The sequence below is a fragment of the Megasphaera sueciensis genome, assembly GCF_050219315.1.
GTDB classification, from domain to species: Bacteria; Bacillota; Negativicutes; order Veillonellales; family Megasphaeraceae; genus Megasphaera_A; species Megasphaera_A sueciensis.
Map to the genome: position 1 here is coordinate 2,650,613 of NZ_CP116939.1, position 17,253 is coordinate 2,667,865.

General features: G+C 39.0%; 19 protein-coding genes and 1 other annotated feature. Of the genes, 15 read left to right on the top strand and 4 right to left on the bottom strand.

All coding sequences use genetic code 11. From position 1 onward, the window contains the following. Positions 1-56: 56 nt before the first annotated feature. Positions 57-2,021 carry a sigma 54-interacting transcriptional regulator gene (locus NXG62_RS12705; RefSeq protein ID WP_427112789.1) on the bottom strand — a complete coding sequence of 655 codons (1,965 nt, stop codon included), beginning with the start codon at positions 2,019-2,021 and terminating at the stop codon, positions 57-59. Positions 2,022-2,209: 188 nt separating this feature from the next. Between NXG62_RS12705 and lipB the strand changes: the two genes are divergently transcribed. The 11 genes from lipB (at position 2,210) to upp (ending at position 10,930) form a co-directional block, all read left to right on the top strand. Further along, entirely contained in the window at positions 2,210-2,932 is a 723-nt protein-coding gene (gene lipB / locus NXG62_RS12710) for a lipoyl(octanoyl) transferase LipB (RefSeq protein ID WP_427112790.1), read from the top strand. After that, complete coding sequence (gene lipA, locus NXG62_RS12715; protein ID WP_427112791.1) at positions 2,880-3,752, top strand: lipoyl synthase; 873 nt, start codon at positions 2,880-2,882, stop codon at positions 3,750-3,752. Before lipB ends, lipA begins: the two co-directional genes overlap by 53 nt. A 63-nt stretch (positions 3,753-3,815) precedes the next feature. Then, complete coding sequence (gene tdh, locus NXG62_RS12720) at positions 3,816-4,853, top strand: L-threonine 3-dehydrogenase (protein WP_427112792.1); 1,038 nt, start codon at positions 3,816-3,818, stop codon at positions 4,851-4,853. A gap of 251 nt (positions 4,854-5,104) precedes the next feature. Then, entirely contained in the window at positions 5,105-5,260 is a 156-nt protein-coding gene (locus NXG62_RS12725; protein ID WP_427112793.1) for a hypothetical protein, read from the top strand. Positions 5,261-5,441: 181 nt separating this feature from the next. Continuing rightward, on the top strand, positions 5,442-5,645 hold the full coding sequence (gene rpmE, locus NXG62_RS12730) for a 50S ribosomal protein L31 (protein ID WP_091648530.1): 204 nt from the start codon (positions 5,442-5,444) through the stop codon (positions 5,643-5,645). Between the two features lie 72 nt (positions 5,646-5,717). Then, complete coding sequence (locus NXG62_RS12735) at positions 5,718-6,650, top strand: DUF1385 domain-containing protein (RefSeq protein ID WP_427112794.1); 933 nt, start codon at positions 5,718-5,720, stop codon at positions 6,648-6,650. A gap of 19 nt (positions 6,651-6,669) precedes the next feature. Beyond that, positions 6,670-7,752, top strand: coding sequence for a peptide chain release factor 1 (gene prfA / locus NXG62_RS12740; RefSeq protein ID WP_427112795.1), 1,083 nt, complete (start codon positions 6,670-6,672; stop codon positions 7,750-7,752). Then, positions 7,745-8,608: a peptide chain release factor N(5)-glutamine methyltransferase gene (gene prmC / locus NXG62_RS12745; protein ID WP_427112797.1), complete on the top strand. Its 864-nt coding sequence runs from the start codon at positions 7,745-7,747 to the stop codon at positions 8,606-8,608. Before prfA ends, prmC begins: the two co-directional genes overlap by 8 nt. 6 nt (positions 8,609-8,614) lie before the next feature. Continuing rightward, on the top strand, positions 8,615-9,664 hold the full coding sequence (locus NXG62_RS12750) for an L-threonylcarbamoyladenylate synthase (RefSeq protein ID WP_427112798.1): 1,050 nt from the start codon (positions 8,615-8,617) through the stop codon (positions 9,662-9,664). A gap of 169 nt (positions 9,665-9,833) precedes the next feature. Continuing rightward, positions 9,834-10,271 (top strand): ribose 5-phosphate isomerase B, encoded by a 438-nt coding sequence (gene rpiB, locus NXG62_RS12755; protein ID WP_427112799.1) that lies wholly within the window; start codon positions 9,834-9,836, stop codon positions 10,269-10,271. 35 nt (positions 10,272-10,306) lie between these two features. Beyond that, complete coding sequence (gene upp, locus NXG62_RS12760) at positions 10,307-10,930, top strand: uracil phosphoribosyltransferase (protein WP_091648484.1); 624 nt, start codon at positions 10,307-10,309, stop codon at positions 10,928-10,930. Positions 10,931-11,135: 205 nt separating this feature from the next. Here upp and NXG62_RS12765 read toward each other — a convergent pair whose 3' ends face one another. Both NXG62_RS12765 and NXG62_RS12770 read right to left on the bottom strand, forming a co-directional pair. Then, positions 11,136-12,074: a homoserine O-succinyltransferase gene (locus NXG62_RS12765; protein WP_427112800.1), complete on the bottom strand. Its 939-nt coding sequence runs from the start codon at positions 12,072-12,074 to the stop codon at positions 11,136-11,138. Positions 12,075-12,104: 30 nt separating this feature from the next. Beyond that, complete coding sequence (locus NXG62_RS12770; protein ID WP_427112801.1) at positions 12,105-13,388, bottom strand: O-acetylhomoserine aminocarboxypropyltransferase/cysteine synthase family protein; 1,284 nt, start codon at positions 13,386-13,388, stop codon at positions 12,105-12,107. Positions 13,389-13,473: 85 nt separating this feature from the next. Next, positions 13,474-13,721, bottom strand: a binding site (T-box leader). 225 nt (positions 13,722-13,946) lie between these two features. Between NXG62_RS12770 and rplM the strand changes: the two genes are divergently transcribed. From rplM to NXG62_RS12785, 3 genes are all read left to right on the top strand, one after another. Then, positions 13,947-14,387, top strand: a complete 441-nt coding sequence (gene rplM / locus NXG62_RS12775; protein ID WP_427112802.1) for a 50S ribosomal protein L13 — start codon at positions 13,947-13,949, stop codon at positions 14,385-14,387. 18 nt (positions 14,388-14,405) lie between these two features. Continuing rightward, complete coding sequence (rpsI, locus tag NXG62_RS12780; protein WP_427112803.1) at positions 14,406-14,798, top strand: 30S ribosomal protein S9; 393 nt, start codon at positions 14,406-14,408, stop codon at positions 14,796-14,798. Between the two features lie 381 nt (positions 14,799-15,179). Next, positions 15,180-15,407, top strand: a complete 228-nt coding sequence (locus NXG62_RS12785; RefSeq protein ID WP_427112804.1) for a hypothetical protein — start codon at positions 15,180-15,182, stop codon at positions 15,405-15,407. A 310-nt stretch (positions 15,408-15,717) separates the two neighbouring features. Here NXG62_RS12785 and NXG62_RS12790 read toward each other — a convergent pair whose 3' ends face one another. After that, on the bottom strand, positions 15,718-15,918 hold the full coding sequence (locus NXG62_RS12790; protein ID WP_427112805.1) for a hypothetical protein: 201 nt from the start codon (positions 15,916-15,918) through the stop codon (positions 15,718-15,720). An 818-nt stretch (positions 15,919-16,736) separates the two neighbouring features. Here NXG62_RS12790 and NXG62_RS12795 point away from each other — a divergent pair. Then, positions 16,737-17,249 (top strand): gamma carbonic anhydrase family protein, encoded by a 513-nt coding sequence (locus NXG62_RS12795; RefSeq protein WP_427112806.1) that lies wholly within the window; start codon positions 16,737-16,739, stop codon positions 17,247-17,249. Positions 17,250-17,253 lie beyond the last annotated feature (4 nt).

Here is a 17,253-nt window from a genome sequence, read left to right on the forward strand (position 1 = left end):
AGAAAGAACGCCTTACAACTTCATTATTGCAGCTGTAAGGCGCTCTTTTTAACTTTTTAATTGTTTTCCACTAAGATGTTTTCATCGACTTCTTTCAATTTTGAATATAGTGTGTTTCTGCCGATATTAAGAGATTTTGCTGTTTGAGAAATGTTTTTATCGCATTGTTCGTATACTTGCATGATGTAACGATGTTCAAATTCTTTTAACGTCATATTATCTCCTAACCAGCTGGGAGGGGGTGTATCTTGTTTTTTCATATTGGCAGGGAGAAAATCTTTGGTAATAACTTCGTGAGGACAAGTGTAAATCATTCGTTCTACGACATTTTCTAATTCGCGGATATTACCTGGCCAAGTATATTTTTGCATGATGTCAAAAGATTCTTGATCAAAATGTTTTCTTTGGATATCTAAACGCTGGCATTTATTTTCCAGCAGCATATTTATTAATAAGACAATATCAGAATGACGTTCACGTAAAGGCGGCAGTGTAATCGGCAGTACGTTGAGCCGATAGTATAAATCGGCACGAAAATTCCCATTGGCGACCCCTTCTGCTAAGTCTTTATTAGTAGCTGCCAGCACGCGGACATCGATATCAATATAACGGGTACCTCCAATTCGCATAATACGTTGTTCCTGCAGTACACGGAGCAATTGAACTTGTATTTCTAGAGGCATATCACCGATTTCGTCAAGAAATATAGTACCTCCGTGAGCTAGTTCGAATTTTCCTGCTTGTCCATTGCTTTTGGCACCCGTAAACGCGCCGCCTTCATAACCGAAAAGCTCGCTCTCTACCAGGTTTCGCGGTATAGCACCGCAGTTGATAGCGATGAACGGGCCATCATGCCGGGCGCTCGCTTGATGAATAGATTGAGCAATCAGTTCCTTTCCCGTGCCGCTTTCTCCTTGAATCAAGACATTGGCATTTCCGTTAGCAGCGATTTTAGCCATACGAATGGCTTCCAGCAAGGCAGAATCATTTCCTAATATATCGTCGAAGGTAAATTTAGCAGTAGCTCCCGTAATTTTATTGATTAAATCCTTAACACGTTTGATTTCCCGGAATATATCAATGGCTCCGGTGGTCATACCATCGTCATCCTTTAAAATGATTGCTGTTTTAACAAAGTCGAGAGTACCGCGTTTTGTTTCGATAAAAAATTCGCGATCTGTATATCCTACACCGGAACGTAAGGCATGCATGATGATAGGGTCAAAATCGACAAGTGAATCAATCGGTCTATTAATAGCTTTTCTTCGGTCGATATGCAAAGTTTTGGCTCCAAACGGATTAATATATTGTACGATTCCCTTAGCATTCAGCATGATTAGTCCGTCATTCATAGAGTCTAAAATTGTCATATACATATTTGTTTTTTCGGAAAGTGTAGAATTAGCCTGATCAGCTTTCATTAAATTAGAAATAGCAGAAGCGGTAGCAATAACCATGCTTAATGTATGAGAATTCACTTTATCTTTTGGACCGGCTAAACTGAAAACGCCGACAAGTTCACCGCTTGCGTCAATAATAGGAGCAGCTGAGCAGGAGGTATTATGATGAATCTTGCAATAATGTTCAAAGCCGGCTACTTGTAAGGGTTTTAATGTTTTTTGTACCAAGCTGATTGCCGAAGTACCGATCAACTCTTCTGTTTGTCTCAGACCTTCAGAATAATAAAGACTGTGTGATAAGTCCGTGCCATGGGCAGGAAGTATGGTTTTTAATATATATCCATCTTTATCTGATAAGACTCCAATAAAAGAACTATTTTTAAAATCTTTCATTTCCATGAATAGACGTTGTACGAATGGTATAGCTATTTTGAGCAGTTCACTATTATGACTCATAATTTCTTCAAACGCTTTTCCCGTGACGACTTCTTGGCTATAGCCTTTTAAGGGATTGAGCTTAATGGAACGACAATAGTTCCAAGACTGAACAACTATAGGGGGAATAGTGGGTGAAGCCTCACCGGTCTCCATGAAAGTGTTCCAATCTTGTTCAGATACCATAATATAACCTCCTTTATTTCTTCACTGCTAAAATTAAATTTATATTTATTATATCATATTTGGATCAATGCGTGTATAAAATTATGCATTAGGCGAATAGAATAAGTTATATTTATTATATTACTTAAGCATAGGAAATGAATAGTATGTCATGATTTTTAATCTGCAACAGGAAGAAGGCCGTATTGATGACAAGAAAAATTTGTTCAATTTATTTAGGATGCCAGCCATATAATGTTGGATTGGAATATCAGCGGCAGGCTAAAAATCTTGTTTTGCAGGGGATTTGGGATGCCGTATTTCTTATAATAGAGCATCCGCCGGTTATTACTATTGGCATGCATGGCGGTGATACGCACCTTTTAGTAACCGACGATTGGCTGAAAATACACCATGTAGATCTATTCCATACGAACCGCGGAGGTGATATTACTTGTCATAATCCGGGGCAGCTCATATGTTATCCCATCATAAATCTAAAAAAATGGAATACAGATGTTCATTGGTATGTTCAACAGATAGAAGAAAGTATTATCCGAACCCTAAAGCGCTTGGGTATTACAGCTGGCCGCAAGGCTTTATACAGTGGAGTTTGGGTTGGAAATAAAAAAATAGCGGCTGTTGGTATCGGTGTAAAGCATTGGATTACCTATCATGGCATAGCATTAAATGTTTGTAATGATTTAGAACTTTTTTCTCATATTATTCCCTGCGGTATTACTGATTTTGGGGTAACCAATCTCAGGGAATTACACTGTCATATGTCTGCGGAAACGGTTGTACCTCTTATGCAAGATGGATTTATTTCGGTATTTCCGCATGATACATATAGTAACTTCACGTATTGGGGGGATTTATATGGAACAAAAAATTTTAGAAAAACCGAAATGGCTGGTACAGCATGTTTGTAATGATGATACATACAAAAATGTAAGAAAACTTGTAAAAAATCTGAATTTGCATACGGTTTGTGAAAGTGCGGATTGTCCGAATATTGGGGAGTGTTTTGGTCATAAGACTGCAACTTTTCTTATTTTGGGAGGTGTTTGTACACGAGCTTGTCGTTTTTGTGCAGTTCCCAAAGGAAAACCGGATTTAGTGGATCCGAATGAGCCGAAAAATTTAGCGCAGGCAGCCGCTTATTTAGGCTTGAAACATGTAGTTATTACTTCTGTTACACGTGATGATTTGCCTCGGGGCGGGGCAGAACAATTTGCTGCTTGCATTGCTGCTGTGCGAAATAGTAGTCCGGATACTTCTATAGAAGTACTTACTCCTGATTTTCGGGGGAATGTTAGTGCTCTTAATATTGTTTTAAAAGCAAAACCCACGGTGTTTAATCATAATATTGAAACGGTTCCTCGATTGTATTCCGCTATCAGACCGATTGCCGATTACCAGCAATCCATTGATGTCCTGCGTTATGCTGCACATTATGGTGAACCACTGTTGGTAAAAAGCGGAATAATGGTAGGATTGGGTGAAAGCCAGGAGGAAATAGAAGAAGTATGTAATGATTTACATGAAGCGGGCGTAAATATATTGACTATCGGACAGTATTTAAGACCGTCATTAAAGCATGTCCCTGTAGCAGAATATGTGACTCCCGGAAAATTTGAAATGTATAAGCGGATTGCTAAAGGGATTGGTTTTGAGCATGTTGTGAGCGGACCTCTTGTTCGCAGTTCTTATCATGCCGGGCTTATGGTGGAGGAGTGTGTGCATCATTAATGTGTAGTTTGCACAGTGATTACAATTTTCAGTATCTTATAATGATAGCAAGGAGTGATAGCAATGGAAGGTATTATGAAATGTGTTGTCAAAACGGCAGCAGGTGTAGGAAATGTTGAACTTGTGCAACGTCCGATACCGCAGGTGGGACCGAATGATATATTGATCAAAGTTCATGCCGTGGCTGTTTGCGGTACGGATGTCCACATTATGAATTGGAATGAATTTGCCAGCAGTCGTATGATTCCGCCGATGATTATCGGACATGAATTTTCAGGTGAAGTTGTGGAAAAAGGAGAATTAGTTTCACAAATTCAAATAGGAGATGCAGTTTCTGCAGAGACACATATTGTTTGTCATACTTGTGATGTTTGTCATAACGGACAGGAACATGTATGCCCTCATACGCGGACAATTGGCTTGAGCCGTGATGGAGCTTTGGCAGAATATGCATGCATACCGGCAGAAAATGCTGTTGTATTTAAAAAGTTTGCCAATTGGGAAGTGTTAAGTCTCATGGAGCCTTTTGTAGCGGCTGTTCATGCTGCTACACAATTTCCCGTTGCAGGAAAGTCAGTGGTGGTTATTGGCTGCGGTCCTATGGGTGCTATGGGAGCCAGTGTTGCAAAAAAATGCGGAGCTGCCAAGGTTATTGCCATAGAACCGGTGTCAGACCGAGGGAAAAAAGCATTGGAAATGGGTGCCGATGTGCTTATTAATCCTATAGAAGAAGAGGTATCTAAAGCAGTTCCGATGGCAAATGACGGAAATCTTATTGATGTTGTCCTTGATTTTTCCGGAAATGTTGGAGCTATTCAATCTAGCCTGACTTATATTAAGCCGGAGGGGAAAATAGCAGTTCTTGGCCTATCGGACAGGCAGCTGTCTTTTGAACTTAGTGAATTTGTATATCGCGGATTGACGCTGAAAGGGATAGCTGGGCGGCGAATGTATCAGGACTGGGAAACAGCGAAGGGATTACTGGCAAGTGGTCTTGATTTATCTAACATTATTACACATAAACTTCCAATGACAGAATTTAAAGAAGGTTTGCGGCTCATGAAGACGGGTGAATGCTGCAAATGTGTACTTATTCCTTAACGTAATTATTGAATGTAACATACTCCCAATGAGGCAGCAAAAATACATGTAAAGTCTATGACCAGACTATGCATGTATTTTTGTCATTTTATACATATCATATCTGTTAATGTAAAGAACAACATAATAATTTGGGTTATTGTCTTTCCCGGTGTTTGGTACTATCATATAAGCGCAATATATTATGATATGCAGCCAATGTATATTGATTTAGCAAAATTAATCAATTATGAATCAAAGGGGGGACAATTATGTTATCATTTATTTCCAATCCTATATGCTGGGGTGCCATCCTTGTTTTTATTATGGGGCAATTTGCTATTGATGCTGTTTCTGCTATGCAGTATAAAAAAGATAAAAAAAATATGCAGGATGCAGAAGAACACAGACAACACCAATATGCATAATAGATTATCTACATATAAAGACCGGTTAGTATGTACGCCGGTCTTTTTTATGTATACATTAAAGACAGTCTGCTGAGGAATAAGACATGCTGTAAATTCAATTTTTCTTGCCAAATTAAGGGTAATATGATATACTATCTTAGCATAGGTTTTGTATGTTTGATGAGAAGAGGTGTGAATGGTGAAAGAAGGAATCCATCCGAAGTACGGTAAAGCTGTAGTGACTTGTGCTTGCGGCAATACATTTGAAACTGGTTCGACTAAATCTGAACTGCGTGTTGAAATTTGCTCTAAATGTCATCCTTTCTTTACTGGCCAGCAACGTGCCGCTCAGGCTCGTGGCCGTATTGAACAGTTCAACAGAAGATATGGTAAGAAGGCTTAATAGGCAGTGGTACAAGTGGAATGGCAGAGCAGAAATGCTCTGCTCTATTTGTTTATAAAGAAAGGAGCTTTTATGAGCAAACCAACAGCATATGTCGGTGGTCAAGCTGTCATTGAGGGTGTTATGATGCGAGGACCTGAATATATAGCGACGGCAGTACGGACACCGTCCGGAGAGATTGTTGTCAAAAAAGATCGTATTCGTTCTATTATGGATAGATTTTCTATTTTAAAAAAACCTTTTATTCGTGGAACGATTGCTTTATATGAATCACTGGTTTACGGAATGAAGAGTTTGTCTTACTCGGCCCAGGCATCGGGAGAAGAAGAAGAACAGATGAGTAATGTACAGGTTGGCCTCACCATGGCTTTTTCAACGGTATTAGCCATTGTATTTTTTTTAATCATTCCCACGTATGGGGCTAAATTTATTCCCGGTGTTGCGGATAGTTCGTTTCGGCTTAACGTAGTAGAAGGGATATTGCGTCTCCTTATATTTCTATTATATATATGGGCGATTTCGCTTACAAAGGATATACAACGAGTATTTGAATATCATGGAGCCGAGCATCAAACGATTTGGACATATGAAGCAGGTGAAGAACTAACGGTAGAAAATGTGCAAAAGCATAGCCGGCTTCATCCTCGCTGCGGTACTAATTTTCTTTTGATTGTTATGGTGGTATCTATTTTTGTGTTTGCTTTTTTAGGATGGCCGAATTTAATGGAAAGAATTATATCTCGCATAGTCCTTATGCCGGTTGTTGCAGGAGTAAGCTATGAAATGATCCGGTTAGCAGCACGAACGACGAATCCCATAGTACAGCTGCTTTTTAAACCTGGTTTATGGATGCAGCTGCTGACAACGCGAAAACCTTATCCTGATCAGATTGAGGTGGCGATACGAGCATTGGAGGCTGCGCGTCCGGCAGAAATAAAAGAGCAGGAAGTCGAAAAGAGGGAAGATACGGTGATACAACAAAAAATTCCGGCAGTGGGACGATAAAGAAGGAGAGGAATGGGTCGTGTTTTTTGATAAAGTACAGTCTGTAGAAAACAAATTCATGGATCTCGAGCAGCGTATCAGTGATCCAGATGTTATTGCCCGCCAGGAGGAATGGCAGAAACTTACTAAGGAACATGCTTCTTTAGTACCTATAGTGGAAGTTTTCCGTAAATATAAAGAAATAACGGAACTGCTGAAAGGCGATACGGAAATTTTGAATGATAAGGACAGCGATGCCGATCTGGTTGTAATGGCTAAAGAAGAAATATCGGATCTTGAAAAGAAACAATCTGATTTAGAAGAACAAATGCATATTCTTATGCTGCCGAAAGATCCTCAGGATGACAAAAATGTTATCATGGAAATTCGTGGTGGCGCCGGTGGTGATGAAGCAGCGCTTTTTGCTGGAGATTTGTTTCGTATGTATTCGAAATATATAGAGAAACAGGCTGGATGGAAAGCAAGTTTAATTAGTTCCAATGCACCGGAATTAGGCGGATTTAAAGAAGTTATTTTTTCAGTAGAAGGCACTGGTGTATATGGTAAGCTAAAATATGAATCAGGTGTTCATCGAGTGCAACGGGTACCTGTAACTGAAGCTGGAGGGCGTATTCATACATCGACAGCGACAGTTGCTGTTCTTCCTGAAGTGGAAGACGTAGAAGTAGACTTAAATATGGATGATGTTCGTGTTGATTATTTTCGTTCGAGCGGAGCTGGCGGACAGCATGTTAATAAAACAAGTTCAGCGGTACGTATGACGCATATACCTACGGGTATTGTTGTTGAATGTCAAGATGAACGATCACAAATGGAAAACAGAGCAAAAGCTACAAGAGTGCTGAAAGCAAGACTTTTTGATAAGGCACAGCAGGAGGCTAAGGCGGAAGAAACGGAAGCCAGGCGCAGTCAGGTGGGAACAGGAGACCGCAGTGAACGTATTCGAACCTATAATTATCCGCAGGGGCGTGTTACCGATCATCGCATAAATCTTACTCTCTATAAATTGGAAAATGTTCTCAACGGTGATTTGGATGACTTCATACAAGCATTGGCTGAGGCTAGGAGAGCGGAATTAATGAAAGAAGAAGGAAATGAATAAGATTTGGACCATTGGAGAACTTCTTCAATGGACGCAACGGTTTTTTAAAAAAAAGGGGATTGATTCACCTCGCCTTGATTCGGAAATTCTTTTGGCTCATGTGTTAAAAAAAGAGCGTATTTATCTATATGCCCACTATGACGAACCAATGACGGCAGGAGAGTTGAATTCGTATCGTAATTTTGTAAAAAAACGAGCAGAGCGTGTTTCTGTGGCTCATTTACTCGGCACTAAAAATTTTATGGGAATGAATTTTATTGTTAATACAGATGTCTTGATTCCACGTCCGGAAACAGAAATTCTGGTGGAAACAGTGTTGTCTTATGAAAAAAATACTGCGGCGAATATAAAAATATTAGATATAGGTACCGGCAGTGGTGCCATTATTTTGAGCTTACTTAGTTATTGGACCAAGGCAAGCGGAACCGGCGTAGATGTTTCGCCGGCAGCACTTATTATTGCCAAGAAAAACAGTGAAGCTTTTAAATTATCGGAACGAGTAGAATGGCTTGAAAGTGATCTTTTTGCCAATGTTTTCCACAGATCATATACTTGGATTGTATCGAATCCTCCCTATCTGACACAAGCGGATATGCAATCTTTGCAGCCGGAGGTTCGAAGAGATCCAGAGCAGGCTTTATTTGGCGGGATTGATGGATTGTCTTATTATAGGCGGTTAGCGGCTGATTCTTGGCAATACATGATGCAAGATGGATATTGTGCAGTGGAAATAGGAGCGGGGCAGTGCAAGGCTGTATCTGATATATTTGAAGCAGCAGGGCATTATATGATAGATAAAGTAGTAAAAGATTATGGGGATATTGAACGGGTTATAATTTTTAAGCGAAAAGAGTAGATTGAAATGAAGCAGACAAAAATGGTGCATATTACCAATGTAGATGCAGCGAAGAATGTGTTTGAAGAAGCTGGCCATATTATTAGAAATGGCGGACTTGTGGTATTTCCGACGGAGACTGTATATGGTATTGGCGCAAACGGTCTTGATGCAGAGGCTTGCAGAGGTATTTATGCTGCTAAAGGACGCCCAAGCGACAATCCTCTGATTTTGACTGTTCCAGACAAAGAGGCTGTGAAGAAGGTTGCGGCGTTTATTACGCCAGCTGCGCAAAAACTTCTTGATACATTTTGGCCGGGACCGCTTACTATTATTTTTCCGCGTCAGCCGCATATTCCGGATGCCGCGACAGGCGGATTAGATACAGTGGCACTTCGGTGCCCGGATCATAAAATTGCGCGTGCTTTTTTGCAGGCAGCAGGTGTTCCCGTAGCGGGTCCCAGCGCTAATTTATCCGGACGACCCAGTCCGACGACAGCCGAGGAAGTGGCTCATGACATGAATGGCCGGGTCGATATGATTATTGACGGAGGGCCTTGCCATATTGGCGTGGAGTCGACTATAGTCGAATGTAATGCCGATGACACAGTGACGATTCTTCGTCCGGGTGCGATTACTTTAGAAATGCTGAAAAAAATAATCCCCCATGTCCTTATAGATACTAATTTGGTAACCGGTAAAGGTATACCTAAGGCACCGGGTATGAAATATAGGCATTATGCACCGGCAGCTCCTATGACGGTAGCTGTTGGAACTGTGAAAAATGTGACGTTTAAATTGAGAGAACTTTATATAAAGGCAGGCCGGGAAGGGAAAACAGTAGGTTTTCTTGTAAGCCGGCAAGTTGCGGATGCTTTTCCAAAAGAACTGATGTATATTTGGGGAGATCATGGTGATAAACCAGCATTAGCCAGCCAGTTGTATACAGGACTGTTGTTTTTTGACAACGTGAAGGTGGATTATATTTTGGCTGAAGGTGTTGATGCAGCGGGACTTGGAATGGCTATCATGAATCGCATGAAAAAAGCTGCCGGCGGTGATGTAATAGAAGTATAAGAGTAAATCCCTTGTTGAAAGTATTGTAGTATAAGGTACTTTTCAAGGGATTTTTTTGATGATTATCTATTCGATATTACTGTAAAAACAAACAATTGTTAATCATGTCTATTCATGATACGGGTTAAGCGTTATAATAAAAATAATTAAGATTACAGGAGGGAAATACATGAAATTAGTTATTGGTAGTGACCATGGCGGATTTGCCTTAAAAGAAAACATTAAAGGCTATTTGCAGGAACAGGGTATTGAGTTTACCGATTACGGGACAATGACTCCAGAACGTTGTGATTATCCGGTTATTGCAAAAAAAGTTGCTGAAGCAGTTGCGGATGGTACTTTTGATCGTGGAATTTTGATTTGCGGTACCGGAATAGGCGTTGGTATTGCCGCTAATAAAGTACACGGTATACGAGCTGCTTTATGTCATGATTGTTTTTCTGCAGAATATTCTCGCCGCCACAATGATGCCAATATTCTGACTATGGGTGAACGTGTCATTGGACCGGGCTTGGCTAGAGAAATTGTAAAAATTTGGCTGGATACTCCGTTTGATGGTGGTCGTCACGCAGTTCGTGTCGGCATGATTAATGAAATGGATAAATAATTATGTTATATAAACAAGAAGGAGGCTTGTGCAACATGCATGTACAAGTGATGGATCACCCACTGATTCAACATAAGGTTACGTTAATGAGAATGAAAGAAACGGGATCGAAGGATTTTCGAGATTTATTAGTAGAAATTACGATGCTTATGGGATATGAAATAACCCGGGACCTTCCACTGGAAGATGTGGAAATTGAAACACCGATTACAAAAATGACAGGGAAACAGTTGAGCGGCAAACAACTAGGAATTGTTCCGGTCCTTCGTGCGGGACTTGGTATGGTTCAGGGACTGCTCAATTTGATTCCGACTGCTAAAGTAGGGCATATTGGCTTATACAGGGATCCTAAGACATTGAAGCCTGTAGAATATTATTGCAAATTGCCGGATGTACAGGATCGAGATTTTATTATTGTAGATCCCATGCTGGCGACGGGAGGCAGTGCCGCAGCGGCTATTACCATGCTCAAGAACCGTGGCATCAAAAATATTAAGCTGATGTGTTTGGTCGCGGCGCCGCAGGGCGTACAGGAAATCAATAAGCAGCATCCTGATGTTCGTATTTTTGTAGCTGCTTTGGATGATAAATTGAACGAAAATGGATATATTGTACCAGGCTTAGGTGATGCCGGTGATCGGATATTCGGTACAAAATAAGATATAGATGAACATAGGATGGAATTATATATATTACAGCCGTCGGTTGATCTGCGTATGCAGTGCAGTCGGCGGCTGTAATTTTTTATTTGTGAGTAACGTTTGAACAGAAATAGGTTTTACTTTACAGCATAGGATAAAAAGTTTAAATGAATAAAAAATACGAAGTTTTGACAGATACTAGCATGTGATTTATACTTCAGGGTCAATGGGCACAGTCTTCAAATCCATTTTCTAATTCCAAAAGATTATACGGTGTTTCTTGATATACGGTATTAAGCCAATTGTGATAGAATAGATGAGCATAGCTGCACCAAATAAAGGAGGGCGTCTGCGTGTCGTCATTATTAGGATAATAGTTGGTTGGAATATCAATAGGAAGTCCTTTGTTCTTGTCACGAATATATTCTGTTTCCAAAGTGCGTCGATCATATTCGAAATGTCCGAGGATAAATATTCTGCGAATGTTTTTTGTACTTAAAATATTGATGCCCGTTTCTTTAGAGCAGGATAAAATTTGCAATTCCGGTATAGTGCGTGCATACATTTCGTCGATTGCCGTGTGCCTCGATTGAGGGATAAAATAACGATCATCAAAGCCTCGCAGCAGCGGATGATGTTTGACCGTCAGCTGATACTCATAAATACCGAATAATTTTTTTGAAAGTGTATGTTTATGAATGCCATAATAGTGATAGAGAGCTGCTTGAGCTCCCCAGCAAAAATGAATGACAGAAAATACATGGGTTTTAGACCATTCAAGATAGGTAATGATTTCCTGCCAGTAATCTACATCTTCAAAGTCAGATAACTCTACAGGAGCACCGGTAATCAGCAGGCCATCATAATATCTGTTTTGAATATCAGAAAATGTGTAATAACATTCTTCGAGATACGTGGGATCTGTATGTGTGCTCTGATGAGTAGCTGTGTGGCAGAAATCCACTTCTATTTGTAAAGGTGAATCTCCTAAAAGCCGTAATAACTGCAATTCCGTTGGTTTTTTGAGAGGCATTAAATTAAGGATAAGAATTTTTAACGGACGAATATCTTGATGGAGGGCTCTTCCTTGTTCAATAGTAAAGATACCTTCTTTTTGTAAGATTTCTTTTGCCGATACGTGATCGGAAATTTGAATTGGCATATGTCCAGCACTCCTTATTGAAATAATATATTATTTGGTTTTTGCCAGAGCCTGTTGGATATCTTCGATAAGATCGTCTACATTTTCCAGCCCGATAGAAATACGAATAGTACCGGGAGTGATGCCGCAGGCATGCAATGCATCTTCATTCAGTTGCTGGTGGGTGGTGGATGCAGGATGAACTAGCAGTGATTTTGAATCCCCTACATTTGCCAGGTCAGAAAAAATTTCTGCACCGTCAATAAACGCACGAGCTGCTTTATATCCGCCATTAAGTTCGAAGGAAAAGATGGAGCCCGCTCCGTTGGGGAAATATTTCTGCGCTAGTTTATAGTAAGGAGAAGACGGTAAGGTGGGATAATTTACTTTAGCAACATCTTCATGGTTTTCTAAAAATTCAGCGATTTTTTCGGCGTTCTTTACATGACGTTCTACACGCAGGGATAAAGATTCAATGCCTTGCAGCAGCAGCCAGGCATTAAAAGGACTGATACAAGCGCCCAGATCGCGTAATGTTTTAGCGCGAATGCGAGTAACAAAACTGGCTGTGGGAATATCTTTAGCAAAGTTAACACCGTTATAAGCGGGATCGGGAGAAGTGATTTTCGGAAAACGGCCGGATTCTTTCCAATTGAATTTTCCGTTTTCTATGATAAGACCACCTAGGCTAGTGCCATGGCCGCCGATGAATTTTGTTGCTGAATGGACAACAATATCTGCTCCATGGTCAAGCGGCCGGAATAAAAAAGGAGTAGCAAACGTATTATCCACAATTACCGGAAGTCCGTTATCATGAGCGATTTTTGCAATAGCTTCAAAATCAGGAATATTAATTGCGGGATTACCTAAACTTTCAAGATAGACAGCCTTTGTTTTGGTATTAATAGCCGCTGTGATTTCTTCGGGGTTATCTGCATTGACGAAACGAGTGGTAATTCCTAAATTCTGCAATGTTTCACTAAATAATTCAAATGTGCCGCCATACAAAGTGGAAGCGGATATAATTTCATCATTGGCGCCTGCCAGATTTAATATAGAATATGCGATAGCGGCCATGCCGCTGGCAGTTGCTAAGCCAGCCGTACCGTTTTCCAATGCAGCGATCCGTTCTTCTAAAACAGATTGTGTGGGATTGGTAAGACGGCTGTAGATATACCCTGGTTTGCGCAGCGCAAATAAATCTTCTCCCTCCTGTGTATCTTTAAATACATACGATGTTGTCTGATAAATAGGGACAGCCCGGGAACCTGTTGCTGGATCGGCAATTTGACCGGCATGTTGCTGTAATGTTTCGAAATGATAATTTTTACTCATAATATATACCTCCTGAATAGATAATTTTTAACTTGAAGGTTGTAACGTACGGAAGTTTGCAATAAAAAAAGCTTCCATCCCCCTAACAAGGGACGGAAGCACCGTGATACCACCCAATTTTGTTTAATCCTCACGAATTAAACCTCTTCAAGTACGCAGACTTATAAAAAGCCTTTAATACTCTAGTGCTGTAACGGGCACGCCCGGATTGTCTAATTATTCGACATATCTGCTCGGAGTCCATTTTCCATAAGGTGTCATGTACTCTCTTTCACCAAACGAGAGCTCTCTGCAACAATCTTCTTTATGTACTCTTCTCTTCATTGCAACTTTCAAGTTTTGCCTAAGTCTAACATGGAGAAAAATATTTGTCAATTTATTTTTTGTAAAAAATAAAGACGGTATATATGAATAATGAAGTTATGTAAAAAATCCTTGACAAAGAAGAGTTTAATCTATAGAATATATGAGTAAGCTTTTGACTTGGAATCCACTAGCCCCGGATGAAAAGCTGCAAAGCTTTGGTTAGTTAGTCGTATCAGGGAGGAATTATACAGCATGAAAACTACATTTATGGCCAACCCGAGCAACATCGAACGGAAATGGTTTGTTGTTGACGCTGAAGGTCAGACTTTAGGACGTCTTGCTGCCGAAGTTGCAAAAGTTCTTCGGGGAAAACATAAACCTACATTTACACCGCATATGGACACGGGTGATTATGTCATCGTTATCAATGCAGAAAAGGTTAAGTTAACAGGCAAGAAATTAATAAAAAAGATTTATTTCCGCCATTCCGGTTATCCCGGTGGTGCAACCTACACACAAGCAGGTCATATGCTAGAAACACATCCGGAACGTGTTGTTGAAATGGCAATTAAGGGAATGATTCCCCATACTAAATTGGGTGAACAGATGTATCGGAAATTGAACGTGTATGCAGGTCCGGAACATCCACATCAGGCACAGAAACCTGAAGTTTTAAATTTAGATATTCGTTAAAACCGGGAGGAAGATTTCATGGCAGTAGCACAGTACTACGGCACTGGCCGTAGAAAGACATCGGTTGCCAGAGTTCGTCTGGTTCCGGGTCAAGGCAAAATCGTAGTAAACAAAAAAGAATTAAATGAATATTTCGGTCGTAAAACGCTGGAATTAGTTATTAAACAGCCGCTCGTATTGACAGGTGTTACCGAACAGTATGATGTCGTTGCTGACGTAAAAGGTGGTGGACCGTCAGGTCAAGCCGGTGCTATTCGGCATGGCATCAGTCGGGCACTTCTCGAAGTAGATCAGGATTTTCGTCAGTCATTAAAAAAGGCTGGTCTTTTGACTCGTGATCCGCGTGAAAAAGAACGTCGCAAATATGGTTTGAAGAAAGCTAGAAAAGCTTCACAGTTCAGCAAACGTTAATTTTATTATCACAATATATAAAGGCAGGCCGCGTAAATATTTTATTTATGCGGTTTGTTTTTATATATTGTGATTTTATACAAGGACAGTTTTATATTCCTCTATAGCTTTTGCTTTGTGTTTGTGATATACTATAAAGGTAAAAGGTAACAATTAGAACTGAGCTAATTATAAACATTTGTCGATTGTAAGATATATGAAATAGAAAAGCCTTTTGGAGTGTTATAATATGTAATGAAACGGCAAGACCTTTTGGAAGGTGGGGATGGAAAAACTTTCTGCAATACAAATAAGATGAGTATCCTCATAGTTAAAACACTCAGGCGGAGTGTTTTTTTGTTATTTATGCAATGATATTTTTAATATGCGGGAGGCTTTTTTATGATAGATAAAACAAAGCTAAAACCATGTACGTATCATCGTTCAGGATATTTTGAAGTGAATCATGATGTGGATAATACACATTATAATGGTTTTGTAGATCCGAATAAAATTGATGAACTTTATGATGAAAATTATAATCCGGTACCTATGTCATCATTTAGTATAGATCAGGAATACTATGATCGATATTGTAAGAAAATTGATAAAAAAACAGATACATTATAATTTTTGATTTCCTCAAAATTATAATGGGTGGCGGAAAAGATAGACGCAGGGGCATCATATTACTTTATCAGTAGTTATAACGTTCTAAGTATATAATGCCTTGATGAACCCGACAGATACAGTAATGATCTGATCGGCCATTCATCCTGTAAGGTGCAAATCCTTACCCCATTCATTGTCAGGTAAAGGCGCCCATATAATGTGGGTGTCTTTTTATGTATGATAACCATATATGTAGATCAAATAATTTCGTTACATGTTATAATTATATGCTTATCATTTTTTGATACGCGCAAAGTTTCAAGTGAGATTATTTTTTCTTTTTTCTTTGAATTTCAAACACATCACAAATGCAAGTGGTTACTGAAGTTGCAATTATTACTCTTAAAAGTTGGGCAACGTTATTATAATCTTTGTTTTGAATCGATTTAGCAATTGTTTTACAATCGTTTTCTAAGTTGCTATTGGATAAGGCTTGTGAGCAAATAGCATATATGTCTTTTTCAGTCATTTTAATCACCCGATTCTATTATTTAAGAATATAATTGTAAAAGTATGATATTGGAATGATGTAAAAATAGCTTATGTAAAAATAAGTGTTTTACATAAGCTGTTTTTTTACAATATCGAAATCATTAAGAATTAATGTTTGTTTTTTTTCATTTTTCATCATTTTTACCAATAATGTAGTTAATATACTCCTCTTTTTATCGGTATTTTTCTTTTAATCTCTCTTTTTCGTCTAAAATTAAATCATTTAATGTAATCATAATGGAGCCTCATATATTAAGAAGTACATACAAGTATAATAGTTGCTGATTAATATTATACCATAAAAATATGAAAATATATAAATGCGTCCTGTTTTGGTCAAATAGATATGTAATTTTCAGATTTTGTATGTTGTTTTCAATGCGCGGAGTTTAAGATAAATAAAAAGAAAATGATGATTTATTAATGATGTAACTTGATGGTGAAACACTTAAGGAGGAAAATCAGCAGATAGCATTATAACGCTGTGAGATCACCTGATCAATTATGTGATACAGCACCGGAAAATGTAAAAGTGACACAAATTGAATCGGAAAAATTGGCAGAATTTTTGATGATTCTCAACGATGGAATAAAAAGCAGAGGATGATAGGAGAATTCGTTAGAAAACTGATTGAAAATAGTGTTTTTATAAAACTGTGCAGATATTGCTTCCCGTTTTTTTACGATATATGTTAACTTCAAAATACTGAATATTCAACTTCACTGGTCACATATCTTTATTTGATATATAATAATACGGATGAAAGATTAGAGTATTTTATTGGAGGAATGCTAATGTCTCATATTATTACATTAGAAGATAAAGAACCCAAAATAGATGCAGACACTTTTATTGCTGATACGGCAGCCGTAATTGGGGATGTAAAACTTGCAAAGGGAGTCAGTATTTGGTACAATACTGTTCTTCGCGGGGATGATAATACGATTACTGTCGGCCGTTACACGAATATCCAAGATAATACGACGGTTCATCCGCAGGCAGATCAGTCGATGGAAATCGGAGATTATGTCCTTATTGGACACAATGCGATTATTCATGGATCTAAAATCGGCAATGGTTGTTTAATTGGTATGGGAGCTATGCTCCTTGGATATTCTGAAATTGGAGAAAACTGTATCATTGGTGCAGGAACACTTATTACACAAAATAAAAAAATACCGCCTAATTCTATGGTTTATGGTAATCCTGCACATATTGTCAGAAAAGTGACACCCGAGGAAATCGCTGAGGTAAAAGAAGACGTGCTAGGATATTATGAAAATGCAAAAAAGCAAATGGAGAGATAATGTC

Excerpts from the sequence above, each read along its gene's own strand:
- NXG62_RS12705 (WP_427112789.1), bottom strand. The coding sequence starts at position 2,021 with ATGGTATCTGAACAAGATTGGAACACTTTCATGGAGACCGGTGAGGCT.
- lipB (WP_427112790.1), top strand. The coding sequence starts at position 2,210 with ATGACAAGAAAAATTTGTTCAATTTATTTAGGATGCCAGCCATATAAT.
- lipA (WP_427112791.1), top strand. The coding sequence starts at position 2,880 with ATGGAACAAAAAATTTTAGAAAAACCGAAATGGCTGGTACAGCATGTT.
- tdh (WP_427112792.1), top strand. The coding sequence starts at position 3,816 with ATGGAAGGTATTATGAAATGTGTTGTCAAAACGGCAGCAGGTGTAGGA.
- NXG62_RS12725 (WP_427112793.1), top strand. The coding sequence starts at position 5,105 with ATGTTATCATTTATTTCCAATCCTATATGCTGGGGTGCCATCCTTGTT.
- NXG62_RS12735 (WP_427112794.1), top strand. The coding sequence starts at position 5,718 with ATGAGCAAACCAACAGCATATGTCGGTGGTCAAGCTGTCATTGAGGGT.
- prmC (WP_427112797.1), top strand. The coding sequence starts at position 7,745 with ATGAATAAGATTTGGACCATTGGAGAACTTCTTCAATGGACGCAACGG.
- NXG62_RS12750 (WP_427112798.1), top strand. The coding sequence starts at position 8,615 with ATGAAGCAGACAAAAATGGTGCATATTACCAATGTAGATGCAGCGAAG.
- rpiB (WP_427112799.1), top strand. The coding sequence starts at position 9,834 with ATGAAATTAGTTATTGGTAGTGACCATGGCGGATTTGCCTTAAAAGAA.
- upp (WP_091648484.1), top strand. The coding sequence starts at position 10,307 with ATGCATGTACAAGTGATGGATCACCCACTGATTCAACATAAGGTTACG.
- NXG62_RS12765 (WP_427112800.1), bottom strand. The coding sequence starts at position 12,074 with ATGCCAATTCAAATTTCCGATCACGTATCGGCAAAAGAAATCTTACAA.
- NXG62_RS12770 (WP_427112801.1), bottom strand. The coding sequence starts at position 13,388 with ATGAGTAAAAATTATCATTTCGAAACATTACAGCAACATGCCGGTCAA.
- rplM (WP_427112802.1), top strand. The coding sequence starts at position 13,947 with ATGAAAACTACATTTATGGCCAACCCGAGCAACATCGAACGGAAATGG.
- rpsI (WP_427112803.1), top strand. The coding sequence starts at position 14,406 with ATGGCAGTAGCACAGTACTACGGCACTGGCCGTAGAAAGACATCGGTT.
- NXG62_RS12785 (WP_427112804.1), top strand. The coding sequence starts at position 15,180 with ATGATAGATAAAACAAAGCTAAAACCATGTACGTATCATCGTTCAGGA.
- NXG62_RS12790 (WP_427112805.1), bottom strand. The coding sequence starts at position 15,918 with ATGACTGAAAAAGACATATATGCTATTTGCTCACAAGCCTTATCCAAT.
- NXG62_RS12795 (WP_427112806.1), top strand. The coding sequence starts at position 16,737 with ATGTCTCATATTATTACATTAGAAGATAAAGAACCCAAAATAGATGCA.